Origin of the sequence: Cytobacillus sp. BC1816 (assembly GCF_051353635.1) — a bacterium.
In the GTDB taxonomy this organism is placed as follows: Bacteria; Bacillota; Bacilli; order Bacillales; family Cytobacillaceae; genus Cytobacillus; species Cytobacillus oceanisediminis_C.
Map to the genome: position 1 here is coordinate 523,825 of NZ_CP195611.1, position 24,312 is coordinate 548,136.

Annotated in this window: 33 protein-coding genes, 1 pseudogene and 1 other annotated feature; of the genes and pseudogenes, 23 read left to right on the top strand and 11 right to left on the bottom strand. The window is 40.3% G+C overall.

The features are described from left to right. Positions 1-6 precede the first annotated feature (6 nt). Positions 7-435: a MarR family winged helix-turn-helix transcriptional regulator gene (locus ACR42H_RS02835; RefSeq protein WP_113884257.1), complete on the bottom strand. Its 429-nt coding sequence runs from the start codon at positions 433-435 to the stop codon at positions 7-9. Positions 436-593: 158 nt separating this feature from the next. After that, positions 594-1,229: a class I SAM-dependent DNA methyltransferase gene (locus ACR42H_RS02840; protein WP_436374650.1), complete on the bottom strand. Its 636-nt coding sequence runs from the start codon at positions 1,227-1,229 to the stop codon at positions 594-596. A 248-nt stretch (positions 1,230-1,477) separates the two neighbouring features. On the opposite strand from ACR42H_RS02840, the gene ACR42H_RS02845 reads away from it, so the two are divergent. From ACR42H_RS02845 to ACR42H_RS02855, 3 genes are all read left to right on the top strand, one after another. Beyond that, positions 1,478-2,404: a PLP-dependent cysteine synthase family protein gene (locus ACR42H_RS02845; protein WP_436374651.1), complete on the top strand. Its 927-nt coding sequence runs from the start codon at positions 1,478-1,480 to the stop codon at positions 2,402-2,404. After that, the gene (locus ACR42H_RS02850) at positions 2,401-3,528 is read left to right on the top strand and encodes a bifunctional cystathionine gamma-lyase/homocysteine desulfhydrase (protein WP_436374652.1); all 1,128 of its coding nucleotides are present in this window, start codon (positions 2,401-2,403) and stop codon (positions 3,526-3,528) included. Before ACR42H_RS02845 ends, ACR42H_RS02850 begins: the two co-directional genes overlap by 4 nt. 84 nt (positions 3,529-3,612) lie before the next feature. Beyond that, the gene (locus ACR42H_RS02855; RefSeq protein WP_436374653.1) at positions 3,613-3,735 is read left to right on the top strand and encodes a hypothetical protein; all 123 of its coding nucleotides are present in this window, start codon (positions 3,613-3,615) and stop codon (positions 3,733-3,735) included. Positions 3,736-3,766: 31 nt separating this feature from the next. On the opposite strand, the gene ACR42H_RS02860 is transcribed toward ACR42H_RS02855, so the two are convergent. The 3 genes from ACR42H_RS02860 to ACR42H_RS02870 form a co-directional block, all read right to left on the bottom strand. Beyond that, positions 3,767-4,063: a 4a-hydroxytetrahydrobiopterin dehydratase gene (locus ACR42H_RS02860; protein WP_436374654.1), complete on the bottom strand. Its 297-nt coding sequence runs from the start codon at positions 4,061-4,063 to the stop codon at positions 3,767-3,769. Next, on the bottom strand, positions 4,060-5,790 hold the full coding sequence (locus tag ACR42H_RS02865; RefSeq protein WP_436374655.1) for an aromatic amino acid hydroxylase: 1,731 nt from the start codon (positions 5,788-5,790) through the stop codon (positions 4,060-4,062). Before ACR42H_RS02865 ends, ACR42H_RS02860 begins: the two co-directional genes overlap by 4 nt. A 91-nt stretch (positions 5,791-5,881) precedes the next feature. Further along, positions 5,882-6,090: a binding site (T-box leader), on the bottom strand. A gap of 102 nt (positions 6,091-6,192) precedes the next feature. Beyond that, the gene (locus tag ACR42H_RS02870; protein ID WP_009335475.1) at positions 6,193-6,447 is read right to left on the bottom strand and encodes a YiaA/YiaB family inner membrane protein; all 255 of its coding nucleotides are present in this window, start codon (positions 6,445-6,447) and stop codon (positions 6,193-6,195) included. A gap of 430 nt (positions 6,448-6,877) precedes the next feature. Here ACR42H_RS02870 and ACR42H_RS02875 point away from each other — a divergent pair, with 430 nt between their 5' ends. Beyond that, positions 6,878-7,123 carry a hypothetical protein gene (locus tag ACR42H_RS02875; RefSeq protein ID WP_436374656.1) on the top strand — a complete coding sequence of 82 codons (246 nt, stop codon included), beginning with the start codon at positions 6,878-6,880 and terminating at the stop codon, positions 7,121-7,123. 23 nt (positions 7,124-7,146) lie between these two features. Here the strand turns inward: ACR42H_RS02875 and ACR42H_RS02880 are convergent, their stop codons facing one another. Beyond that, complete coding sequence (locus ACR42H_RS02880; protein ID WP_436374657.1) at positions 7,147-7,758, bottom strand: cupin domain-containing protein; 612 nt, start codon at positions 7,756-7,758, stop codon at positions 7,147-7,149. Positions 7,759-8,224: 466 nt separating this feature from the next. On the opposite strand from ACR42H_RS02880, the gene ACR42H_RS02885 reads away from it, so the two are divergent. Next, positions 8,225-9,676, top strand: a complete 1,452-nt coding sequence (locus ACR42H_RS02885; protein ID WP_436374658.1) for a serine hydrolase domain-containing protein — start codon at positions 8,225-8,227, stop codon at positions 9,674-9,676. A gap of 37 nt (positions 9,677-9,713) precedes the next feature. Here ACR42H_RS02885 and ACR42H_RS02890 read toward each other — a convergent pair whose 3' ends face one another. Next, entirely contained in the window at positions 9,714-10,088 is a 375-nt protein-coding gene (locus tag ACR42H_RS02890; RefSeq protein ID WP_436374659.1) for a VanZ family protein, read from the bottom strand. Between the two features lie 206 nt (positions 10,089-10,294). On the opposite strand from ACR42H_RS02890, the gene ACR42H_RS02895 reads away from it, so the two are divergent. The 13 genes from ACR42H_RS02895 (at position 10,295) to ACR42H_RS02955 (ending at position 17,798) form a co-directional block, all read left to right on the top strand. Continuing rightward, the gene (locus tag ACR42H_RS02895; RefSeq protein ID WP_436374660.1) at positions 10,295-10,663 is read left to right on the top strand and encodes a hypothetical protein; all 369 of its coding nucleotides are present in this window, start codon (positions 10,295-10,297) and stop codon (positions 10,661-10,663) included. Positions 10,664-10,708: 45 nt separating this feature from the next. After that, a complete protein-coding gene (locus tag ACR42H_RS02900; RefSeq protein WP_436374661.1) occupies positions 10,709-11,110 on the top strand; it encodes a hypothetical protein in 402 nt (133 codons plus the stop codon). A 10-nt stretch (positions 11,111-11,120) separates the two neighbouring features. Continuing rightward, entirely contained in the window at positions 11,121-11,348 is a 228-nt protein-coding gene (locus ACR42H_RS02905; protein ID WP_436374662.1) for a hypothetical protein, read from the top strand. Positions 11,349-11,514: 166 nt separating this feature from the next. Continuing rightward, on the top strand, positions 11,515-11,706 hold the full coding sequence (locus ACR42H_RS02910) for a hypothetical protein (protein WP_113884246.1): 192 nt from the start codon (positions 11,515-11,517) through the stop codon (positions 11,704-11,706). Between the two features lie 22 nt (positions 11,707-11,728). Next, positions 11,729-12,166, top strand: coding sequence for a YfmQ family protein (locus ACR42H_RS02915; protein WP_436374663.1), 438 nt, complete (start codon positions 11,729-11,731; stop codon positions 12,164-12,166). Positions 12,167-12,350: 184 nt separating this feature from the next. Beyond that, positions 12,351-12,809 carry a LytTR family DNA-binding domain-containing protein gene (locus ACR42H_RS02920; RefSeq protein WP_113884244.1) on the top strand — a complete coding sequence of 153 codons (459 nt, stop codon included), beginning with the start codon at positions 12,351-12,353 and terminating at the stop codon, positions 12,807-12,809. Next, positions 12,806-13,219, top strand: a complete 414-nt coding sequence (locus ACR42H_RS02925; protein WP_436374664.1) for a DUF3021 domain-containing protein — start codon at positions 12,806-12,808, stop codon at positions 13,217-13,219. Before ACR42H_RS02920 ends, ACR42H_RS02925 begins: the two co-directional genes overlap by 4 nt. Before the next feature lie 134 nt (positions 13,220-13,353). Next, entirely contained in the window at positions 13,354-14,151 is a 798-nt protein-coding gene (locus ACR42H_RS02930) for a hypothetical protein (RefSeq protein ID WP_436374665.1), read from the top strand. A gap of 213 nt (positions 14,152-14,364) precedes the next feature. Further along, a complete protein-coding gene (locus tag ACR42H_RS02935) occupies positions 14,365-15,276 on the top strand; it encodes an ABC transporter ATP-binding protein (protein ID WP_436374666.1) in 912 nt (303 codons plus the stop codon). Then, positions 15,273-16,013, top strand: coding sequence for an ABC transporter permease (locus ACR42H_RS02940; RefSeq protein ID WP_436374667.1), 741 nt, complete (start codon positions 15,273-15,275; stop codon positions 16,011-16,013). Before ACR42H_RS02935 ends, ACR42H_RS02940 begins: the two co-directional genes overlap by 4 nt. A 158-nt stretch (positions 16,014-16,171) precedes the next feature. Continuing rightward, positions 16,172-16,444: an autorepressor SdpR family transcription factor gene (locus ACR42H_RS02945; protein ID WP_243509212.1), complete on the top strand. Its 273-nt coding sequence runs from the start codon at positions 16,172-16,174 to the stop codon at positions 16,442-16,444. After that, complete coding sequence (locus ACR42H_RS02950) at positions 16,444-17,055, top strand: hypothetical protein (protein ID WP_436374668.1); 612 nt, start codon at positions 16,444-16,446, stop codon at positions 17,053-17,055. The genes ACR42H_RS02945 and ACR42H_RS02950 overlap by 1 nt, the downstream gene beginning before the upstream one ends. A 302-nt stretch (positions 17,056-17,357) precedes the next feature. Then, positions 17,358-17,798 (top strand): N-acetyltransferase family protein, encoded by a 441-nt coding sequence (locus ACR42H_RS02955; protein ID WP_436374669.1) that lies wholly within the window; start codon positions 17,358-17,360, stop codon positions 17,796-17,798. Positions 17,799-17,843: 45 nt separating this feature from the next. Here the strand turns inward: ACR42H_RS02955 and ACR42H_RS02960 are convergent. Together ACR42H_RS02960 and ACR42H_RS02965 are read right to left on the bottom strand one after the other, a co-directional pair. Then, positions 17,844-18,513: pseudogene (locus ACR42H_RS02960) on the bottom strand (cupin domain-containing protein). A gap of 189 nt (positions 18,514-18,702) precedes the next feature. Further along, entirely contained in the window at positions 18,703-20,136 is a 1,434-nt protein-coding gene (locus tag ACR42H_RS02965; protein WP_436374670.1) for a PLP-dependent aminotransferase family protein, read from the bottom strand. Positions 20,137-20,362: 226 nt separating this feature from the next. On the opposite strand from ACR42H_RS02965, the gene spxA reads away from it, so the two are divergent. The 4 genes from spxA (at position 20,363) to ACR42H_RS02985 (ending at position 21,948) form a co-directional block, all read left to right on the top strand. After that, positions 20,363-20,758, top strand: coding sequence for a transcriptional regulator SpxA (gene spxA / locus ACR42H_RS02970; RefSeq protein ID WP_076260056.1), 396 nt, complete (start codon positions 20,363-20,365; stop codon positions 20,756-20,758). 79 nt (positions 20,759-20,837) lie between these two features. Continuing rightward, the gene (locus ACR42H_RS02975) at positions 20,838-21,251 is read left to right on the top strand and encodes an RrF2 family transcriptional regulator (protein ID WP_113884237.1); all 414 of its coding nucleotides are present in this window, start codon (positions 20,838-20,840) and stop codon (positions 21,249-21,251) included. Between the two features lie 84 nt (positions 21,252-21,335). Beyond that, a complete protein-coding gene (locus ACR42H_RS02980; protein WP_113884236.1) occupies positions 21,336-21,665 on the top strand; it encodes an IDEAL domain-containing protein in 330 nt (109 codons plus the stop codon). 64 nt (positions 21,666-21,729) lie between these two features. After that, entirely contained in the window at positions 21,730-21,948 is a 219-nt protein-coding gene (locus tag ACR42H_RS02985) for a hypothetical protein (protein ID WP_436374671.1), read from the top strand. A 67-nt stretch (positions 21,949-22,015) separates the two neighbouring features. Here ACR42H_RS02985 and ACR42H_RS02990 read toward each other — a convergent pair whose 3' ends face one another. After that, positions 22,016-22,453, bottom strand: a complete 438-nt coding sequence (locus ACR42H_RS02990) for a cell wall hydrolase (protein ID WP_436374672.1) — start codon at positions 22,451-22,453, stop codon at positions 22,016-22,018. Between the two features lie 275 nt (positions 22,454-22,728). On the opposite strand from ACR42H_RS02990, the gene ACR42H_RS02995 reads away from it, so the two are divergent. Next, the gene (locus tag ACR42H_RS02995; protein WP_436374673.1) at positions 22,729-23,025 is read left to right on the top strand and encodes a hypothetical protein; all 297 of its coding nucleotides are present in this window, start codon (positions 22,729-22,731) and stop codon (positions 23,023-23,025) included. A 171-nt stretch (positions 23,026-23,196) separates the two neighbouring features. Here ACR42H_RS02995 and ACR42H_RS03000 read toward each other — a convergent pair whose 3' ends face one another. After that, complete coding sequence (locus ACR42H_RS03000) at positions 23,197-24,126, bottom strand: DMT family transporter (RefSeq protein ID WP_436374674.1); 930 nt, start codon at positions 24,124-24,126, stop codon at positions 23,197-23,199. Between the last annotated feature and the right edge of the window lie 186 nt (positions 24,127-24,312).

A 24,312-nucleotide genomic window follows, 5' to 3' on the forward strand; every position in this document is an offset into this window, starting at 1 on the left:
TGAAAATTACATTTTTTCTATATTTTCCTGGATACGTGTGAGCATATTTAATAGTGTGCTTCGCTCAAGTTCCGAAAAGCCGTTCAGGATTTTGGAAATAAATCGTTGCTTTTCTTCGCAGTAAGCAGCAATCTTCGTTTTGCCTTCCTCTGTAAGGCTGACATAAGTAAAGCGGTTATCTTCAGGGCTTTTCCTGCGGATTACCATGCTTTTTTCTTCAAGCTGCTTAAGGTGTCTTGTAACAGCAGCATGATCAATATTCACTTTTTTCTGAAGCTCCCGCTGCGTAATTTCTTCCGCTTCAAAAAGCTCCCGAAGAATCTCAAGCCGTGACTGGCTGATGCCTGTACAGCGTTCAAACTTCGGCATTGTCTGCTTACTGAGCTCAAACAGCCGGGCGGCAATTAATTCTTCTTCCTTTGAACATTTGAACACAGCATCCCCGCCTTTTATATAATTGATAGGTCAATGATTGATGCATCAATTAATATACTCCAAAATATTTTAGAAGTCAAACCGGATGTTTAGCAAGAGAAAATCCTGCTGAATAGTCTATGGGTCAGCAGGGATTTCAGTAATTGAGCTTTGTTTTCCTAAAGTTTCTCTGCTTCTATAAGCCACACAAACCGATTTAGCTGCTTAAATTTAACAGAGAATCTATTGGATTGAAACATGCTTTCTAGTATAGGGATGGTTGTATAGTATTCTGTTTCCAGATCTTGAGCCAGGCTGAGGTAATGTTTGTTTTTAGCTTCCTGGATAAAAGTCTGTTTTTCGTCCCCGCTTTCAAAGACAGTATCGGCAAAAACAACTTTCCCGCCAGTTGAAAGGAGGGCGCTGTATTTAGTTATGGCATTGGTTTTTTCCCTGTCTTCTAAATGGTGGAATGCGTAGGAGCTGACGAAGGCATCTATGGGGCCAATCAGTTGAAAGTTTAAAAAGTCACCATCTAATAATGTAAGATGAGGCATTTTATTGCTTGCTATTTTCCTCATGGCAGCAGAAGGTTCCACTCCGACTACTGAACAGCCTTTCTCCACGAGCCTTTGAGTTAAGTTTCCCGTACCTGTACCGAATTCCACCACATTTCCATTAACTAGATCGGCAACTTCATTAAGAATGTGTTCATAATTCAAAAACACCTCTTGATATTCAAGGTCTTCACCCGTTACAGCCTGATCATAGGATTCTGCCCAGTGGTCAAACAAATCTACAAATTCACGGCTCATTGTAAATTCACTCCTTTTAATTCTTATAATACTTATTGGTATAGTATGAATAAATATCTCGATTGGCAACTTTGCAACCTGCCTTAATTCTGAGTTGCCAGCTGATTTTTAAGCTGATAATTGACAAAAAAAACATTTAAAACATACTATACAAGTAGGAATAATAAGAATTAAAGGGAGCATAAGAAATATCTAAAGAACGCAATGGAGAAGAGTAATCATTCTTTCTGAAAACAGAGGTGCTGACGATGAATTATTACAGCAGTGTGAATGAACTGATTGGGCATACCCCTCTTGTGAAGATCAAACACTATGCTGTTCCGCATGGAGTAAACGTTTTTGCTAAGCTTGAATATTTTAACCCCGGCGGCAGTGTAAAGGATCGGTTAGGGCAAAAGCTGATTCAGACAGCGATTGAGAATGAGCTTCTCCCGGAGGATGGGACTGTAATTGAACCGACTGCAGGGAATACCGGGATCGGCTTAGCGATGGCTGCTATTGGAACGAAGATCAAAATCATCTGTGTCGTACCTCGGAAATTCAGCGTTGAAAAACAGGAACTAATGAAGGCGTTAGGGGCGGAGGTTATTAATACGCCGACTGAAGAGGGAATGGAAGGCGCTATTAGGAAAGTACATGAATTATTGCAGGAAATTCCTAATTCCTATAGTCTGCAGCAATTCAGCAATAAAAATAACCCGCAAACGTATTATGAAACATTGGGTCCTGAGATTTTCCAAGCGTTAGATGGGAAGATTGATATTTTTGCTGCTGGAGCAGGGACTGGCGGTACGTTCATGGGCTGCGCCAGATATTTTAAAGAAAAGAATCCAAAGATAAAGACAGTTATCGTTGAACCTGAAGGCTCCATTTTAAATGGCGGAAAGGCAGGGCCGCATCGCACCGAGGGAATCGGGATGGAGTTTTTGCCGCCGTATATGGAAATAGGCTTATTTGACGCCATTCATACCATTTCAGATAAAGATGCTTTTAAACGAGTGAAGGAGCTGGCATTGCTGCAGGGATACTTAGTTGGAAGTTCGTCAGGAGCTGCTTTCGAAGCAGTATTGAGAGAAGCTGAAAATGCTGCGCCTGGCACGAATATTCTCACGATTTTTCCTGACAGCAGTGAGCGGTATTTAAGTAAATCTATTTATGAGGAGGATAAACAATGAGAAAGAAAACACAAATGATTCACGGCGGCATCTCCAGAGATGAACATACAGGTGCCGTTTCTATTCCTGTCCACCATGCCAGTACCTTTAAACAAGATGGTGTGGGCAATTTCGTATATGAGTACGCAAGAACCGGAAATCCGACAAGGCATGCACTGGAGGAATTAATAAAGGATTTGGAAGGTGGATACCGCGGGTTTGCTTTCGGTTCCGGCATGGCGGCTATCTCTTCTGTAATGCACTTATTTTCAACAGGAGATCATGTTATTTTCACAGATGATGTGTATGGCGGGTCCTATCGATTAGTGACAAAGGTTTTGACAAAATATAATGTAGGTGTAACCTTTGTGGATACAAGTGATTTAGCTGCTGTGGAAGAGGCGATACAGGAAAATACAAAAGCAATCTATGTCGAGACGCCTACGAATCCATTGCTGAAGATTACAGACTTGGCCGGAATTTCCAAACTGGCCAAATCCAAGAATCTGCTTATGATTGTGGATAACACCTTCAGTACACCATACTGGCAAAATCCGATAGATCTGGGTGCTGATATTGTCCTCCATAGTGCCACCAAATATATAGGCGGACATAGTGATGTGGTTGCTGGACTGGTTGTGGTGAATTCCGAACAGCTTGCAGCAGACATGCACTTCGTCCAAAATTCAATCGGTGCTGTTCTGGGGCCGCAGGACAGCTGGCTATTAATCAGGGGAGTTCGGACACTGGCCATTCGGATGGAGGAAATCGAAGAGAATGCGAAAAGGATAGCGGAATTTCTTGTCAGTCATCCGCAGGTTTCAAACGTTTATTATCCAGGATTTAAAGATCATAAAGGCCATGACATTCACTTGCGGCAGGCACAGGGCTTTGGCGGAATGATCTCCTTTGATGCCGGCAGCGGTGAAAAGGCAGAAAAGGTGCTGAAAAAAGTAAAATACTTTACTCTGGAAGAAAGTTTGGGCGCGGTGGAAAGCTTGATCTCCCTACCAGCCAAAATGACACATGCATCGATACCGAGAGATCGCCGTCTGGAATTGGGAATTACAGACGGCCTGATCCGCATTTCAGTTGGCCTGGAAGATGCCGAAGACTTGATTGAGGATTTGCAGTCAGCGCTATAAGGAAAGGCCCCATTTAGTTCAGTTGAAAGCTATCAGTGAGAAGAGGCGGAGTCGGACACTCAGCTACTGCCGGCTCAGCTTGAAATGGCATTAGAGGAAGACAAAATGGTTTTGCTGAATCTCCATTCAGACTGGTATGCAAAGAGAAGGGCGTTTTACGAGGTGCTTCGGGAGTATGAGATTCCACTTGATACAATGGAAAAATAAGTGCCTGTCATCTCGACAGGCACTTATTTTCCTAATAATGATCTGGAAGATAAAGATCATCAATCTGCCGGGCTAGCTCAAAATCCAGACCTGTCAGCCCATTTTCACTCCAGGAAGTGAGGGAGACGATCACCATTTTGTATTGAATGGTGATAAAAGGATGATGGTTTACCTCTTCGGAAAGGGATGCTAGTTTATTTACGAATGCGATACCGTCCAAATATTCTTTGAAGCGATAACGTCGTTCAATCCATTTGCTGTCTTTTCTTTTCCAGTTCGGCATCATGGATAGCTGCCGGGCTATTTCTTCTTCACTTAATCTTGTCATACTGTAGCATGCCTCCGGTCAAAGATGACATCGAGTCCGTTTTGAATCAGGCGGACATAGCGATTTTCCCTACTTAACTTTTCAAGCTGGTCCAGAAGCAGATTTTTCAAAGGCGATTCTTTGTCATGCTTTTCAAGCAGTTCCAGAACTTCCAGCTGAAGCAGCCATTCTTCCGGGAACTCTTCGAGTATTTTTCCGATAACACTGTGAAGAAGGACATCCTGAGGGAAATTCGTTTCCCGGATTTGCCTTACTTCTGCGTATAGCTCTTCCAGTGGCGTAAGGGTAATTCCTTCTTTTGGGCTTTCTTCTTCTATAACAGGTTCCCCGTGGTATGCAGCGTAATCTGCTGCGATGGGCCGTGCAGAAACAATCTGGCTGCCCACAGCTAAATCATATGTGCCCCAAGTGGGATGGAACAAGGTTTCTTCTCCCTTCTTGACGAGACATTCTTCAAGTGATATTAAAACAAGGGAATCATGATTAAATAATAGATTCGTCACATGACCGGAAACTTCTACTCCGCTTTCGAAGGTGATTTGCATTATTTTATTTATTTCTATGCCAAGCTTTTTCAGGCTCTGTTCAGTTTGGTTCTCCAGCTTAATGCCACCAGCAAGTTTTCCGATAGGCGTCCCAAAGCCGTCATTGTGAATATCAGGTCCATGATGATTAATTTGTTCATTTTGAATCGAAAGGGCACTTGGACCTGACGATTTGACATAGATGGCTTCACCTTTTGCATCCTTCATGATATCGGTAAATAGACCAGTAATCTGAATTCCAGAATTGAACTCGATGTGCGCGACCTTGCTTGAAGCGATTGCTTTTTCGATAGCCACTGTACCGCCTTGCCTGAAGGCCATCGATTCACCGAATCTCTTCACTTCCTCAATCAATTGTTCGAAGCTTTCGCAAACAAATAGCTGAGTCTGCATAGATGTAACGTCATAGCTGGTGTTAATCGCATCTTCAATTGTGAACCGGCGTTTCTTCACCTGATCGGACAGGCAATGTTTGCTTTCGCCTACAGAAGACAGCAGTCCTGCACCGAAGATCTTGGGCTTCTGCAGATCGCCAATCAGGCCAAACTCGACTGTCCACCAGAAAATCCGGGAGATTTGCTCAGCTTCAGAAAGTCCTTTTACGAGCTGTTGTTTATCCTTTAATCTCTGTTTGGCTGCTTCAATTTCCTCTTCTGTTGAAGCAGGACTTTCCATGACAATAGATAAATGCCTGATTGCTTCAAATACCTCATGTTCTTCTTTTGTTGCAAAAGCGTTGGCGCCGATATTCCCAATTAATTTAACAAACTCTGAGTAGGTTTCATCAAATAATATCGGTGCATGCCCCGCTGCTTCATGGAGAATATCAGGAGCGGGCGTGTATTCGATATTGGTCTTCTGGCGTATATCCGTTGCTATTGGGAGGATGCCATTCGCTTGAAAATCAAAAAATGCTGTGCCGGGAATCAATCCGTCGACAATGACAGCGCCCCAGCCGATTTTATCTAAATGATCGTTCATTTCACTTACCCGTGGAATGCTGTCGATGGAAATGCCGGATGACTTTAGGCCTGTAATGAATGCATCATGGGCGATGTCCTCAAGGAAATGATGATTTTGTCTCATCACATATCTCCAAACTGCATGGTCAATGGGGCTGTAAGCATTGTAATGCTGCTGGGCTGTAAAAGGACGCAGGTGCAGTGGTATCGATTTCTTCATTTGGTATGTCTCCTTTTATTAGTATTTATGCTTAAACGCTTTTAAGTGCGAAAGTATATAGATATAAAAAATCCCTGCTGAATTTTCACTCAGCAGGGACGAATTTATTCGCGGTACCACCCTGATTGTAAGTATAGAACTTACCACTTCGCAGAATAACGGCTAAACCGTCTTATTTCAGGAAAAGAAATAAGAAGCTCCAGAAACGTAATTCATGATCTCCTTTGTACTGGTTTTCAGCACCACCAGCTCTCTGTAACAGGGAGGATACCACTACTTCAATTCCTTCAAAGCATTTAAGTATTAGGATGCTTTATATCTTAAACGCTTTTAAGTGTTAAAGTCAACACATTTTTATTTTAATAAAAAGAAAAAGCCCAGAAGCATTTCTGAACCTGTGTATCATTGTTCAATTTTAGCTGATCTGCGCTCCTGCTCTGCCATGATTTCCGCATCTTCGGCATTGTCCCGTGTTACTTTCTGAGTCAGAATGGATCCAACCGCTACCAAGAGCATGACCGCTATATAATACCCTTTTTCATTAAGCTCCATATCAGCATTGTAAAGTCCAATAAGAAACAGACCAACGCCTGCAATCAGTGTAAAGTATGCTAAAAATGTAAAAGCTGGAGTGTTTCGCCTTCTATACTTTTGCATGTGTTTCAATCCCCTTTTTCCATCATATATTCTCGTTTTCCCCTTGCAGTGCTTTAAGGTTTTCACCCATACAGCAGATGTAACATTTTATTCTTTATGACTTAAAATTATCCTTTTTTGTAAAAAAATTTAACCGTAATTCATGAGCGGTTTTTACTGTTTTTTGAGTTTACCAGTAATTTACTTATTTAGGAAGGGACTTTTGTATACAAAGGTTTAAAAATGAGAGAGTGTAAAGCTGGTATTTTTCTATTGGATGAGAGGCTGAAAGTGGTTATGCTCTTTAATTGGCCCGGGAGTTGATCCAATAAGAGAATGAAATGGTTTTGGTCTCCGGCTGGAGGCACTTATTCCAATTATGTATCAATTACATCTGACAATGAGCTCAGCGAAATAAGAGCATTATTGAAGAAAGTTAAAAATACCATTCATGAGGAAAAAACGAAGATATGTGATGAATGGCTTTGTCATCTCAGTGGGCGCTTATGTACCGGAGCTGATTGTGGAAGTGAAGAATGTCGCTGAGCATATCGGAAAAGTGCATGTAGAAGTTGGAAACTCTGCCTGTAAAATTCCTTTGGCAAAGGAATATATTGAGAAGGTGGAGTCGAAGGACCGGGTTGGAGTTAAACGGAAGACTTGCATATGCAAAGAGAATCTAAGAAGACAGGCATGATAATATCCATGCCTGTGAAAGCCTTAATAGTAATACATATGTTGAGGGATATATTGCTGGGTGTATTGATATTGCTGGTTTGGTTCGAGGCTATGAGTATTTCTGCTGCAGTCTTTTGCCGGGCCGATAAAGGATGAAGGCTGAACAGGTGCTACGGTCTTTTTCCATTGCTTTTCATCCATACAATAAGTGTGTGCCATTATATTTGAAGGTGTTAATTTGAGAATGTCAGATCCCAGGATGACTTCCGGAGTAGGAGCATTAAAGATGGCCAGCAGATGAGTGCTGTCGGTATTAGCTATCTCATAATGCCACCAGCCCTGAGGGACATTGGCTACTTGCCCAGGTGTAATGTAATAGTTCTGAATTTGCTTTGTAAATGGATTAAGCAATGAAACAGTCGCTGCACCTGAAATACAGTAAACCAATTCAGCAGCGTTTTGGTGATAATGAGGTTCTATCACATTATTTTTACTTAGATAGATGTCCAGAAGTGAGACATCTTCCAGCGTGTTTAATTGCTGAACGCCCAATACATTTATTAAATTTCGGTTATCTTTTTTCATCAGGTTGCTTTTGTTCACATCAAAAAAGTAATTTAAAGACGGAGAGGTGTAATCCAAATATTTAACCATTGCTGCTCAGTCCTTTTGGGAAAATGAATTTCCAAATAAAGTATGCATATGCCTAAAATCAGTGCATGTACCTAAAAAACGTGGTTGTGTTTGAAAAAGAAGGAGAGCAATAAATGAAGAAAAAAAGCCATAGGTTCACAGCTGGTTGAAATAGTAAAATCCTCTTTGCCAATAATAGACCATCAGTTCTATAGGGAAACTTCGTTATTTGTTTGCCTGCCCCGTGTGTACCCTCCATTATTCCGTATTACCTTAGATTAATCTCCATGTTAACTATCTTGATGAAAAAGAGTCCGATCTTTCTTTGCGTCTCAAGTCCTATTTGAAAATAAAGCTGAGGACCATTATAGGTATTTCCAAATAAAGGTAATATTACTTCAAGAAAGGGAATGTGCCTAGATATTTTTTTGCATCCAAACAACGGGACAAACCGTTGATAAAAAACACTGGTAGAGGGAGAGGTTATATGGCAGTCTTGCCGTCCAGTTTATCAAAGATAATATTGGTTCTTTTCTTGTTCACTTCATTTAGTTACTTGCTTAATAATTCGGCTTCAGCTGAGGAAGACATCAATGCAAAAATGGAGGAGGCAATTAAGGATTACCTGGAAGAATATCAAGTTCCAGGAGCTTCAGTTGCTATCGTTCATAATAATGAGCTGTTTTTTTCACATTCATGGGGCGTTACTGGAGAATCAGAGGAGGAGATTACAGAACAAACTCCTTTTACGATTGGCTCCATAAGTAAATCATTAACGGGAATGGCCATTATGAAATTAGCTGATAATGGAACCATCCGACTGGATGGCAGCATTCAAGAATATCTTCCCTGGATTACACTAAAAAATGGAAAAGCTGCCGAAATAACAGTGGAGCAATTGCTCGCGCAGACAAGCGGGTTAAGTACGTACGACGGGCTGGCACTATCTGATAAAGAGTTTACAGGCAGGAATGCTATCAAGAATCAAGTCAAGAAAATGGCAGAAGTTACTTTGACTGCTGAGCCTGGTGAAAAACATCAATACAGCAATGCCAATTTCTTAATTCTGGGTGCGATGATTGAAGAACTAACAGGAATGTCCTATGCAGAGTATATGGAACAGCAGATTTTTGAGCCTTTAGGGATGAAAAATGCTGCAGCCAATAAAGAGGGAGCTTATAAGAAAGGATACCTTAGCGGTTATCAATCCTTGTTTGGATTTCCGGTGGAAAGTTCTGTAGCCTACGATAATGCCGGGGCACCATACGGATACATTACGGCCAGTTCTGCAGATATGGTCCAATTTGTAAAATTATTGAGCGGGAAAGGGCCAGATCGCTTTATCAGTGACAAAACATTGGATTTATTTATGACTCCTCAGGTTCAAACAGGCGTTGACCGATATTATGGTTTAGGAATACGCATATCAGACCCGGATACTCCCAAAGAAATGATCTGGCATTCTGGTTCTACCCCTGATTCGCATGCAGAAGTCTTTTATATTCCGGAAACTGGCTGGGGCGGCGTGATTCTGACAAATAAGAATCATATTTTAGAGGAAGATGGGCTTTATTATCTTAAGAATCATATTATTAGTCTTTTAAATGGCGATGAATCTGAACAAGTGCCTAATCATAGTTTGACCATGCAATACACTCTGCTGGGATGTGTCCTGCTGCTAGTAATCCTTTCAATCTATTTAAGGAAAAGATTCAGAACCCAGAAGTTTCTAAAAATGGGAACCGGACTTTTCTTAGGGCTGATTTTTATTGGCCTGTCGGCTGCACTAATCCCTCTTTTCACAGCTAGCACATCTTCTCCTTGGCATTCCATCTCTGTCTTTGCACCTGATATTGCACTCTTAACGATTTTGGCTGTAATTATGCTGGCAATAAATGGGCTGCTGCTGATTAGATTAATTTTTAAAAAAGCAAGGTAATGGAAATGCCTGTCTACATCCGTTAGACAGGCATTTATTATACGTTTACTGCATTATCCCCTAATTTCCGGGCTATTATCGCTTTCCATAATCCAAACCCTATTAACGCTCCAATGATATTTAGAATAAAGTCATCAATATCTAAACTTCCTCTTCTTGTGACGAGCTGTATAATTTCCACACTAAGAATCATAACAGCCATGGTAACTGCAAATGATTTAAGTTTGTTTAGCGCTCTAATAAAATAGGGCAGAAAAATTCCCATTGGCAAAAATGCAGCCATATTGCCGGCAAGGTTTTTTATAGGAATGATTAAATTCATGCTTCCATTGGAAATAGCTAGTACATACCCAATAATTGTTTTAAAGGGCACAAAGTTTGAGGAAAGTTTCATATATTCCATTAACGGCATGTCTGACCAAAATCCTCTCGATATAAAGAAGAGTAATACTGTTAAGGCACCTAAGTAAGAAAGCTTATTACCATGATCAATCTCATTAGCTTTTTCATTATAATCCCCGCTTAAAAATAGTCTTTGATAATAATAACATAATTTTTCCAGATTTTACTCAAAAGACTTAACTGCCAGCTATTATAATAAAACATGGGGGGATGTTTATGAAAAAGGGTTGGACTAGACTGATGGCTATGGCATTCATTATTATAAGTGCAATAACCTATTATGAATTCTTTTTGGTTCCAAAGAATTCACTTGAGCTGTATCAGGAGATTGCCTTTGCAGAAAACTTTGAAGAGGCTCAAAAAATTGTTCTGGAGGGATATGAAAACAACTTCAAGGAAGAGGGTTTTGAATACATAAATAGAGCGGATACATCGCCTGATCGAATAAGCCAGTTTACTCTATTGGAATATGAGAGCAAGACCCTTGTAATCATGACATCACCAGGCACTGAAAAGTTAAAAGTACTTGCCGTAGAAGAGCTGCCAGATGAATTGAGAGAATATTTTATGAAATTGCCTCAATAGATTAATAGTCATATTTAGGTAGATAAGGACATCTCTTATACAGAGGTGTATATTTTGAAAAAGAAGCTAATATGGCTGTGTGTGGTTATAGTTTTGATTTTTACGATTTATGAAGTAATGTTAAAAAACAAAACAGTTCGTTATACGGGTGAAAACGGGGATTGGTCAGTTGTGATTAATGCTAAGCTGGCTGCACTTGAAGGAAGTCACTCCATAAAGATCCGCTATAAAGGGTCAGGGACCGTTGAGCGTGCAGATTATAGAATTTTCCCGGATGATTATGAAGGGGGCTATCCGGATTTCGATAATAATGGAAACTATTATTGGGCGTGCTGTGACTGCGGTTATTATGACCAGAAAGACGAACTTCTTTTTTTCATTGTATGGAAGGAAAGAGGAAAAGCAGATGAAAAGGCGGGTTTTATAGATTTAAAGAGGAGCCGTTAGGAGGAAATGAATGCTGTGGGTTTTGACGCAAGATAAAAGAAGTTTAGTCAATGTGAAAGAGGTAATCGTTAAAGGTAAAACAGTGGAAGGAATAATCAGCAGGAGTTTCTTTGTATATTGGAGCAGGGTCCTGGGTGAATATGACTCTTATGAAAGAGCGTTGGAAGTGGTTAAGCAGATTCATAAAAAATTAGAGGATGAAGAAAATGGTTCAACGTCCTTTTCTATGCCTAAGTAGGGATTCAATTATATTTTGCCGTGCCTATTAGAAGCTGGGAGCGGCATTTTTTTTGGTAAAAGTGGATGGTTAATTTTATATCGAATTGGATGGTTATCTATTGGCTGGTTTACGGTATTATTTAGTTATATAAGTTTATTATAATGTATAAGAAGAGGTGCGCAGCATGGGAATAATGCTAGGGCTGGTTCTAATTATCTTAATTTTTGCTGTGGTTTCGACATTGCTGCTGACAGGCAAGGCGGATGATAACTATGGAAGTTCAACAAAACGGAACACAACCAATTTAACCCTAATATATGTGGTTATTATTTTTATCGGATTAGCTTCTCTTGGAGTTTATATTTGGCGGATCTAAATACAGATGGAGATGAAGAAAGATGACATGGGCAGTAGTGGTTCCAATTATTCTCGTTAGTTTGCTGAAAATCGTGCTGACCTGTATGCCGACCGGCACGGTTAATTGGCTGATCCGGAAATTTGAAACTCATTCCAAGCTTGATGAAAAAGAGGTTACAGTCACAATTGGTGATAATAGGCTGGAAGATGAGGAGAAACTTCAGTTTATCAATCAGTTCAATGAAGGAATATTTATTAAGAAACATTATATCCACCCTGGGAACGAACAGCTTTTTTTACACCCTGAGATCAGTGGAACACCTATAGTTATCGAGTTTCTGGAAAGAGATGACACGCTGTTCGTATTTAGCTATAAGGACCGCATTGATGTGGTCAAACAGCGCAGAAAAAAGGTCATCGCATACAGCCTGATTTCTGATAGCCTGCAAAGCAGTTCTCTGGCAATCAAGGCCAGTTAAAATAAGAACATCAAATAGACGCCTGGATCCTTAGTGATTTAGGCTTTTTTGTGTCGGCAGGAGGGATGTAATTAACTGCAGCTTGTCGTGCTTATCATGCGTGTTGCCTTAATTCCGGTGACAATTGGAAATTAGACATCTATACTAAATGTAATGAAACTGATGGAAAGGAGGAGCGCCCTTCATGAAAATTGTGCTTGACATGGACCCTCGCAACGAAGAAACATCGGTGACCATCCATTGCAAAGAAATCACCCCGGCCATCCAGGAAATCCTCGAGTACCTCAAAAAGAATGAAACCGGCCTGATTGTCGGAAAGGATGGAGAGAATCAGCACTTATTGAAGCCTGATGAAGTTCAATATTTCCGTTCAGAAGGCGACACAGTAACAGCCGCCACCCCAGAAGGGATTTTTAAAGTAAAGGAAAAACTTTATGAACTTGAACAATCCCTTCCTTCCCACCGGTTTATCAGGATATCCAAGTCTGTCATAGCGAACCTTTACGCCATGAGCCATTTTGAGCCATCCTTTAACGGGACACTCTGTGTTCACTTTAAATCGGGGGAGAAGGAGTATGCTTCCCGCCATTATGTCGGACGGATAAAGGAAATTTTAAGAATGAACAGGAGGGAGACGAAGTGAGGACATTTTTGTACAGAAGCATGATCGGCATATTCTTTGGGGGATTCATTTCTACAGCGGCAACTATAGCCTTAATTTATTTCGGCGGTCAACCTGCGCTAGATGGGCAAAAATTTATCATAAATGCATTTGGCTTTATTTTAAGCGGCTGGCTGTTTACGGTTACTCCGCTTTATTTTGAAATCCGCTCACTTCGCCTGCCCATGCAGACAGCCCTGCACTATCTTACCGTAACGATTGTTTATTTCACACTTGGGCTTTGGATTGGCTGGATTCCGATCGGAGTAAAGAACTTTTTCATCTATCTTGCAATCTCACTATTGGTTTACGCGTTATGCTGGATCTGCTTTTATCTATACTTTAAAAACGAATCGAAGAAGCTGAATAAGGATCTGGAGTGCCTCGAATGAGAAACGGCCGTGGTGAGCAATTACGAATTTTAAGTGCAAAATGGTCATACAGGCGGCTCTGCCAATAAACGAGGAGAATATCCTGGGCGTTTTGTAAATAGACATAAGGGAAAAAAATTATGAGGTGAGGATTCATGAAGATTAAGGCAATTAGTACTGCGGCATTACTTATTATTCTTTCAGCCTGCACCAGTGAACCTGACATGACGGAACAAACAGACGATGGAAAAGTCCAGAGCAGCAATCAGGAAACTGAAAACACGGAGACTGAAAATCCCGAAACCGCTCAAAAGCAAGCATTAACTTCAGAGGAAGTAATAGCTGAAACAGAAAAGCAATTAAGCACTGATGTTCCAATAAAACTGCCTGATACGCTGAACTTGAACGAGGGATATCATTTAACAGCCAAGACCGTCTCTGATCAGGACTCTTACCAAATTATTTTCTTCCAGACAGAAGATGTAATCCCAATAAACAATGCTAAATTGGATCAGTTGAGTGACGCTTCTATTCTTGCGGTTCTGTCTGGGCAGAATTATGACAGCAATGAAGCTGCCTTGGAACAAATTTCATACCAGAATTTTGAGGAGATCGGCGGAAAACCGGTTGATCTTGGATATTCCATCACAGGCTACCAGGATGCAGGGGCCGGTTCCGTATACCTTAGCTGGAATGAGGGAAGATGGGCATTTTCATTACGGGCACGAACAGAAGATCCTGATAATCTCCTGACTGACTCCAAAAAAATAGTTGAATTCTTAGAAAGCAGCACGCTGCCGGCTCCTAAAATGTATGGAACCGGCAAATTTGACACAATGAGTGAGCATTCCCGCGATCAAATTCTCGTCTGGCAGGAGGACCGAACTGTCTATAAGATCGAGAAAGCTGAAGGAGCACTAAGAACACTGGAAATTGCAGCTTCCATCAAGTAGAAAAGATGCCTGTTCACTATCATAAGTAGTGCAGGCATTATTTTTTTGAAACAGTCATACTGACTGAAATTCAGCATATAGAATCATGAAATTTGCAGGTCGGAAGCCGATTTGTGCATCTTATCATACTCATCCTGCGTGTCGCCTTTCGATTGGTGACAATTGGAAATGGCACCCCTATACTGATTATATAAAGATTAAAGGAGGATCCGGATGGAAAGTGTCATTTCTGTAAAAAATTTATCTAAAAATTTTGGTGCCACCCGGGCAGTAAAGAATCTTTCCCTTACCGTTTATAAAGGGGAAATCTTCGGAATTATAGGACCGAACGGAGCAGGGAAAACGACAACACTTGAAATACTAGAGGGGATTTCTGTCCCGAGCGGAGGGGAGGTCGAAGTGCTTGGTCTTGTTCCAAGCAAACAGCTGCGTGAATTAAACAAAAAAATCGGTGTGCAGTTTCAAGCCACTTCTATTCAGAAGAATATGAAAGTAAAAGAAGCGCTGGAACTCTTTTCTTCTTTTTACGAAGGACCGACGCAAAAAGATTATTTAATAGACTTGCTTGGTTTAAGCGAAAAAATGAGCGTAAAGTTTGATGACCTATCCGGCGGCTGGAAACAGCGGGTGACCCTCGCCTTAGCCACCCTGCATGAACCAGAAATTCTTTTTCTCGATGAACCGAGCATGGGGCTGGACCCTTCAGCAAGGCGGGAAATGTGGTCATTGATCCGGCTGTTAAGGGACCGGGGCAGCACCATTGTCGTGACCACGCATTATATGGAAGAAGCTGAGCAGCTTTGTGATCGGGTGGCAATGATCTACAGCGGCCAATTGAAAGCACTGAATACACCGCATGAATTGTTGAATGAAGGGGCTGCTGACTGCCTTGCCTTTACGAGTGCCGGACTTAGCCGGGAATATTTAAAATCCCTTCCTGGTGTTGAACGAGTGGAAAATAATCTGGACGAATTTAAAGTGTACTGCGATGATCAGCAGACAACAGCTTATCACATTTTCGCTCACTGCCAGGAAAAGGGGATACTTTTGGCTGACTTTAAGTTTGAGAAGGGCTCACTCGATGATTTATTTGTCCAGTATTTAGAAAAGGAGAAAATCGGATGAATGCAATTGTAAAGCTCGCCAGCCTTGAAACGAAAATGTTTTTTAGGGACCGGTTAAGCATGTTCTGGACGTTCCTGTTTCCAGTTGTCATGATTTGGCTGTTCGGTTCCATGTTTGTTGGAGACAACATGAGCCAAAAGGCTTTTGCGGAATACTTTGTTCCTTCATGGATCGGTGTCAACATAGTAACCACCTCCTTTTTCACACTGGGAACCGTTTTAACCAATTATCGGGAAACGGGTGTTTTAAGGAGGTATCAGTCAACTCCGCTTCAGCCATGGAAAATCCTCGCTGCTCATACCTTTCAAGGGACCGTCATCTTTGCCATATCAGCCTTGCTGCTTATGGTCTTTGGGATGCTTTTGTATGATCTAACTCTGCCCGAATATATCGGAAGTACGCTGCTTTCTTTGCTGATCAGCATCCTGGCCTTTTTTCCGTTTGCTTTATTCCTGACATCCTTAGCTAAAAATGCACAGTCTGCAGCAGCCATCAGTTCCTTATTCCTGAACCTGATGCTGTTTCTCTCAGGTGCGACTTTTCCTCTTGAGATGATGCCATCAGTCCTTCAATATGCAGCTAAAATCCTTCCGCTTTATTATGTGATTCAATTGCTGAGGGGGACATGGACCGAAGCGCCAATAACTGAATATGGATTTGAGACAGCTGTTTTGATTGGGATTGCTATCGTGTCTGTTGTGCTTGCTGTGCGGTTCTTTCGATGGAGCGGGAAGTAGCTAGTAATTTAACAAAGCCCCAAGAGACTTAGTTATCTCTTGGGGTTTCAAATTTCATAGGCAAATTGGGAAAAATATTGACATATTAATCCATTTATATTTATAATTTAAGTAATTAAGTAAATACTTAAATATTAATGGAGGTTTAATACTTGGCCATCAACGAATTATTTAAGGCACTATCTGACGAAAACAGAAGGAGGATTTTGGATCTCTTAAAGCATGGAGATTTAACGGCGGGAGAAATTGCTCAGCATTTTGAAATGAGTAAAGCAGGTGTATCTCAGCATTTGTCTGTTTTGAAAAATGCTGAGCTGGTATATTCCGTGAAAAGGGGGCAATATGTTTATTATTCTTTAAATTCAACAGTATTTCAGGAAGTTCTAAAATGGATTGTTCAATTTCAAACAAATACAAAGGGGAATGATTAATGCTAAAAAAATTCTTCATCATTATTTTAATTCTTTTTACTTTTGGTGTAAGCATGTATTTATATGGCTCAAATTTGGCATTAGAAGCAACGGGATATGGGCCATTGCCTGTAATATTATTTAGTATTCCTTTTACGATGATCATTGTAAACAGCAGCTTATTTTTTCTTCCCAAAATGATAAAAACCCATAGTGCCTATCTGCGATATAAAAAAGGATTTGAAAGTATATATTTGTCTATAAACATAATATTGGCAATGCTTCATTCCGGCTTCATTCTTTTAGTGCTTGGCATTGAAGTCAACTTAATTTTATTAGTGCCATTAAGTGTAGGGATTGTCCTTATCGCTACAGCAAATACTCTTCCCAGATTTCAATTAGAAATTTCCCGCACCTCTTCAGAATTAACCCAATCTTCTCATCAAGCATGGAATATCGCTGTTCGTCCCTTAGCTTTCCCTTTGATTATCGGAGGGTTAATCATGCTTTTCTGTGTGTTTCTGCCAGCGAATCTAGTTCTTATTGGATTCTTTTTTGTCCTGATTAATACACTGCTGGTATCCATATTTCTATCTTATAAAGCCTGCCAAACACATGTAAGCAATCTGTAAGAAGGAGTGTGAATGATTATGGATAACCCTGGAGTATGTTCAGAATGCAGGTCAACCAAAACAGAAATAGGTGAATTCAAAGGGTATGGTTCACTGTTTAAGAAAAATGCAATTCCTGAAATGTTCTGAGGTAGAAGCCTGTTTTTGTGTTAAATGCGGCTATATAAAATTTTTAAGAGTGAAGAATCCTGAAAAGATTTTATAATTTGTTTCTTGCAAAAAAATAAATATTCCTTGGAGTTTACAAGTTTTTTTAATTTTTTTATAATTAGTAAATTATAGCTAAAAAGGTGGTTCTAAATATGAAAATCTATCAAGCTTCAATGGAGGATCTGGAAGGAGTTTCCGCATTATTTAATTTATATCGCGTATTTTACAAACAAGCACCCGATTTGGAAGCGGCAGCCGATTACATAAAAGAGCGCTTAGAGACGAAGGATTCTGTCATATATGTGGTGAAGAAGGAAGGGAAGTATCTTGGATTTACTCAGCTTTACCCAACTTTTTCATCTATATCTATGAAAAGAGCCTGGATCCTGAATGACTTGTATGTGGATGCAGAGGCAAGGAAACAGGGAATAGGGGAAAAGCTTATAGACAAAGCAAAAGAGCTCGCTGCTGAAACAGATGCGGTAAGCATCAGCCTCAGTACGGCTCCTGATAATTTCTCTGCACAAAAACTCTATGAAAAAATCGGGTTTAAGCGAGATGAGCAATTTTATCATTATGATTTAAGTATCTAAATAAAATCTAAGAAAGGCATGGACTTTCCATACTCTTGGGTCCTTTTAAATATCAATAGATTTATGATTGATATTTATGGATATTCTATCATTTTTTCTGTTTGCACTATCTGAATTTAAGTAATTTGTGATAGGCTCTGAAGGCTCTCTCTTTGCAGGGGGCCCAATTACCACAGACTCTTTAATTGGTGATAGGGCATCTGCTATTTTACTGGAATCCACACCATAGGCCATCTGGAAAACTTCTGGAGGAGTCAGGCGCAGTGTATCCGACCCTTCTGCGGGTTCAAATTGATCATTGTTAAAAAAGAGGTGGAGATGCAGCTTATCTGATGCAGGCCTAATCCAATGCCACCAAGCCATTGGGATGAAAACGACTTGGCCTTGCTTAGCTCGATAATTATGCAGCTTTTTCGTATCTGGATCAACAATTGAGATAATCGCTTCACCTGAAACCACCACATCCAATTCCCAGGCATTAGGGTGCCTATGCGGTTCCCGAATATGTCCTTTTGTAAGATAGAGATCCACAAAAGCTCCGCCCACCATGGCCGGCATTTGCGTCGAAGTTACTTCATAAGCAATATTGTCAGGGTCTCTTTCGAAAAAAACATTGTCCCTTGTGTCAAAAAAAAAGATTTGGGGTTCCGCTTGTTTTCTTTATGTTTGTATTATCGGGAACAAAACAGAGTTTGTCATAACACAGTTCCTCCATTCATTCAGAAGAAAATAAACACCTTTTGATTTCTTTAGATCTGTGACATCATAATTTTATATGTAAAACCCTGCGGAGATGTGAATTGGTTAAGGAGATACGCTGCTTTAATGAATGGAAGATTTAATTGTTGCAGAATTCTGCATTACTTTATAATGAAAAAACGCCTGAAAATCAGGCGTTTTTTCATTATTCGAGATTATTCAGAGCCTCAGCAAACCGCTTAATCCCTTCATGGATGTTCTCTTCATTTTCCCTGCCAAACGTAAAACGCACGAATCCATTCTCAGATCCCATGGTTGTTCCGGGAACATAGATGACACCCCGTTTAATTGATTCCTCAAGCAGCTGATTTTCATTGTGATCTTTTTTGATCCGGCACCAAAGATGGATTCCACCTTGCGGAGTGCTGAATTCCACTTGGTCTTTCAGGAAATGATCCAGGCTTGAAACAATTGAGTTTCTCCGCTGCTCCAATTGCCTGGCTAGAAATTTTAAATGTGACTCAAAGCCTGCGGACTCAATAAAATCATTCGCAACCCATTGCGAATAGCTTCCATGACCGAAATCCACCTGCTGCTTAGCATCAGATAACCTCTCAATTACTGATCTGGGGCCAATGATCCAGCCGATTCTGAGCCCGGAAGCGACAATTTTGGTCAGAGAGCTTATATATAAAACAATGCCGTTGTAATCCAGGGATTTGAGTGTATTCATTTTTTGGCCGGTAAAGGATGTTAGGCTGTAAGGATCATCTTCTACCACCGGAATCCCGTATTCAGAGGACAATTCAAGAATTTTTCTGCGCCTGTCTTCAGGAAGCAATGTGCCTGTTGGGTTCTGAAAAATAGGATTTAAAAAGATCATCTTAATTCGATGCTTTTTATATAAGGCTATAATATCATCAGGATTTACTCCATCCTTGCCTGTTTTTAAATAATAAGTTTTGACTCCGGCTGATTTAAAGATTGGCAGGCTGTAGTGATAAGAGGGATCCTCGATGGCAACAGAGTCCCCGGGTTTAAAGAGGCATTGGACGACAAGGTGCAGGGCCTGTTGGGCACCGGATGTAATAAGTATGGAAGAAGGGCTGGTCTCGATGTCCCGGAACTTTTTTACATGGTCAGTCAGTGTTTTTCTCAGGATTTCATTTCCCTGATGGTGATCGTACCCCAGTGTCCCGATAAAAGAGCGATTGGAAGTAATCTCTCTTAGCGAAGCCAAAGGAAAGAGGTCCTGGGAGAGTTCACCGCTGGCCAGGTTGATCAGTTTTGTCTCTGCCAGTTCTTTATGGATCCTTTGTGTCACTGGCAAATTGGGCAAAAAGGAGCCTGCTTCAATATACCGGTTCCAGCTTGGAATACGTCTTTTGGCTATTCCCCAAATATCTTTGCTGACCATCGTACCGCTTCCCCGATTTCGTTCAACGATCCCGTTTGACTCCAGTTCGTCATATGCAGCAACAACCGTGCTTCTATTGATATCAAACTGTTTTGCTAATCCTCTTTCTGAAGGCAGCGGTTTGTCAGGAGGGAATGTGCCATCTGCTATTCCGTTTTCTATATACATCGCCAGCTGCTTATAAATAGGTGTTTTTGATTTTCTATCAGGTTTCCAATCCAATTGAAACATCCTCTTGTAAAATGATTTATGTAATATTATATCAGCTCTTAAAAAAATTATCGGCTGCAGGATTGAGTAAAAGTTCATGTTGACTTTTACAACTGTAAATATTATTATTACAGTATATCCTGTAGCATAAATGAATGCATCTTAAGTTGCGTATTAACTGTAATTTTTATTATTACATTTTTATAAAGATGAATACAATAGAGGGAGTGTTTTTTAAATGGTGAATTTATTCTTATCATCAAGCTGCGGTTCCTGCCGGAAAGCCCGGGCATGGCTTGAGGAGCATCAAATAGAGTATGTTGAACGGAACATTGTAACAGATCCGCTTACAGTGGATGAAATTAAATCGATTCTGCGCCTTACAGAAAATGGGACTGAGGAGATTATTTCAACTAAATCAAAAGCGTACCAGGAGTTAAACGTGAATATCGATTCCATGCCGCTAAAAGAGTTATATCAATTGATTATCGATAATCCGCAAATGCTTCGCAGACCGATTATTCTGGATGAAAAAAGACTCCAGGTCGGCTTTAACGAGGACGAAATTCGCAGCTTCCTTCCACGGAAGTTTCGCACGTTTTCATACAATGAACTGCAAAGATTGGCAAATTAACCAGACTGTAAATTCTTGACAAGTTAATCTGTAACACTTAGTATTACAGTACAGTATGAGAAAATATAGGAGGCCGGCCATGAATAGCGATTTTACTCTTGCCATTCACAGTCTAACTTATCTCGCCCTGCAGCTGGATCGCATGTCAACGAGCGATGCGATTTCTGAAAGTGCAGGTGTCCATCCGGTCCGCATCCGAAAAGTCCTGAGTTTATTAAAAAAACATGGATTTATTAAATCAAAAGAGGGAACGGGCGGCGGATTTATTTTTGCCCGGGATTTAAGCGAAGTGAATCTTTGGGATATTTATAAGATTACTTCTGAAGGGGCACTGCAGCCCAAGTGTCCGGATTCAAATGAAGCGTGTGTAGTTGGTGCAAATATGCAAAGAGTTCTGATCAATATCTTTCTAGGTGCAGAGGAACATTTAGGTGAATATTTAAAGCACTATACATTAAAGGATATTGTTGATTTGATTTATAAAGAAAATTAATTGGGAGCTAACAAGCTTTCCATTCGTTAAAATGTAATTAAAAATATTACAGTTTTAAAATCTAATTTAAGTAGGTGAATAAATATGATGTCCAACAATAATGCCATTTTAAAAGCGGGAGATTGGATTAAAGGAAAATCCCATGAAGGGGAATTAATCGTTGGCTATATCGAAACCCTTGAAGAAGGAATTATTAAGACAAAAGTTATTTCAAGTGATAATAAAACCATTGAAGGTAAAATCATTCCCCTGCTTAGCAAACAGGTTAAGAAGATGCCGGCAGCAAAAGTAGCCAATAAAGAACAGATCCATTTCCTGATTGACCTTGCGCTTTCCACTGGAGATGAAGAATGGTTTTTTGAATTGACCTCGAAGCTTAACTCGATGAGAGAACTTGTGAAGGATATTAAATAAAATCTGGGGAAGTGCCTGTGTCCGTCTGCTTATAAGCAGGCAGATTCAGGCACTTTTTTTTATATTGCCTTACAGTCTAACGGAGAGAGCAGAAGTATTAACTCCTATTTGTCTGCCATGTCTGTTTTTGACATGGGAGATGATGCACCTGATTATAGAAGTGTTAGTGAAGAAATGGAAAAGGAGTCTCAAAATAGAAAGTCTCCTGGAATCTATAAAGGAGCCGATGCTGGTAATAGATGATTATTATGCGGATGCTCTTGAGAAAGTGGATAGTAACTAAGAGCTTTCTTTTGGGATTTACATACACTAAAGGAAGACAAATAACCCCACTGAACGTGGGGGTATGGTCACCTATAAACACTTTCACATGTATTAGCTTGGGGTTCATAATAGCAATGCTGTTTAAATTGCCCTGAAAAAGGCTGATCGTACCATGTAGGCGGACATGGAGCATATGGATTGAAATACCAGAGAGCAAACTTGGAAGGATGCTGCCTCCAATAGTCTAAGGTTTGTTTTGCCAATCGTTTCTCTATACCTCTGGCCCTGTTGTAAAAAACATTTCCTTTCTGTACGGCTTCAAAAGAGTAATTTCCTCCCTGCACTTGAAATATGACTTGAGGTATTGTCCGGAGACCTATAAAATCGAGACAATCAGCCATTCTTCGATTGACTATAACATTTCCGACCATAAGCATCCCCAGTTTTCCTTCACCTTCGGCTTCCGCCCTCATCATCCTTGCCATTAAAGCCACGTCACTGTCGGTATATTGTACTCTTGGCACTTTTTATCACCTCTAAAAGAATTGTATTAAGAAATCCTGTAAACATGATAACAGGTTCAAAGGAAGAAATATTAATTGGGGGTGCAAACCGCATTGCGTTCAGCACCCCCTTAATATGGATATATAAACAGTTAGTGTGTCTTAACTGCTTCTAGTTCTTTTAAATAAGCTACCTAATTTATATGCTGCCTCCGTTTGAGATATGCGAAAAAAGGGTGTTTGATGAAACTTTCTCTGTGGAAATTCGTACCATTATTTAAGAGGAGGTAGTTATCTTGAAAACTCAAGATGATAAAAGAGAAGTAAGCCTGAAAAATTTATTATATAGTATAGGCCTATTTATTTTTGGTGGTTTGGCCTTAACAAATGTGACAACGCCACTGCCTGCAAAGGAAGAAGCCAAAGAGTTTCTTCTTTTTATTTTTGGAAGTGCATTATTCTATTACTTTTTAGTATGTGTCTACTTCGTAAGCGGATTTTGGAGAAACGTTTTTTATGCGATGTTAATTCTGCTATGCGTGTTTAGTATATTTATGGTTTTTTATTTGATACCACTTTCATTATCGCATTAATAATTAGAAAGGTGGAGATGAATTGAGCGGATCAATAAAAATCAGTTGTTTTGAAGGGACAAGGGGACAGGTATTCTGTCCCCAATTTTCAACTGGGACGAGGAACCTGCCCCTCTCCCTCTGTCCTGCTCCAAAGTGCCTGTTCTCTTAACGGAACAGGCACTATTTTTTTTATCTCTCCTTAACTGGCTCCCTAATGAACACTGGCGCGGGAATCCCTATTGTTGTTATTCCAGGCCTGCTTTTAAGTGCAGAGAATAAGAAACAACCCGCAATGACAATGATGCTTCCGACCGCTTGTATCCAGTTCATGACCTCTCCTAAGAAGATAAAAGCTAAGATGGCTGTGAAAATCGGATTAAAGTTTAGGAACAGGCCGGAAGTGCTTGGTCCCAGCTGGTTGACCCCGATGTTCCAGAGCACCATGCATAGGACTGTTGAAATCAGACCCGTATACAAAATGGATAAAAGAAATGAAGCGCTGACATCTGTAACGGTGAAACCAGCAGTATTGAACGGCAAAAGCACAAGAAGGCCAAATATGCCTGAGTATAAGATGGACATCATGGGTGTAACGAAAGACATGGCCCATTTGCTGCAGACCGAATAGATTCCCCACATGCCCACTGCGGCCATCATATTAAGATCCCCATTATTAAACTGCAGTGAGACCAGCATCTCCAGGCTTCCTTTTGAAAGGACCAGCAGTACGCCAAACAATGAAACGAACATGGACATGAGCTGCAGTATGTTTATTTTTTCTTTTAGAAAAATGAAAGAGAATGCAGCAATGGAAAACATATTTAATGTAGAGATTAAGCCAACGCTGGTGGCCGATGTTTTTTCCAGTGCCATGAATTGCAGTGCCTGGAACAAGGCTACTCCCGTGATGCCCATTAGCAATAATGGCAGGATGGCATTTTTCGGAGGCAGCAGCCGTTTCTCTTTATGCCAGACAAGAGGAACGAGACAGATAATGGCGATGGCCCATCTTAATATGGTTAAGGTAATAGGAGATGCGTGATCCACGAGCGTTTTTCCTACAATAAAATTTCCGCCCCAGAGAAAACTTGTTAACAGAAGGAGAAGATAATAGTTCACGTCATTTAGCTCCTTTTCAGAGCCATTGTGCACAATGACATTGTTTATATGAATAATTTTAACATTTATTAATTAAAACAAAAGATAATTTTGTATAATAGGATTAATTCGAAATAATTAAAAGTATATTAGATTAATAGTATAGAAAATTCATCCTGAGTAGTGATTTGATCAGTGTTTTGGAAT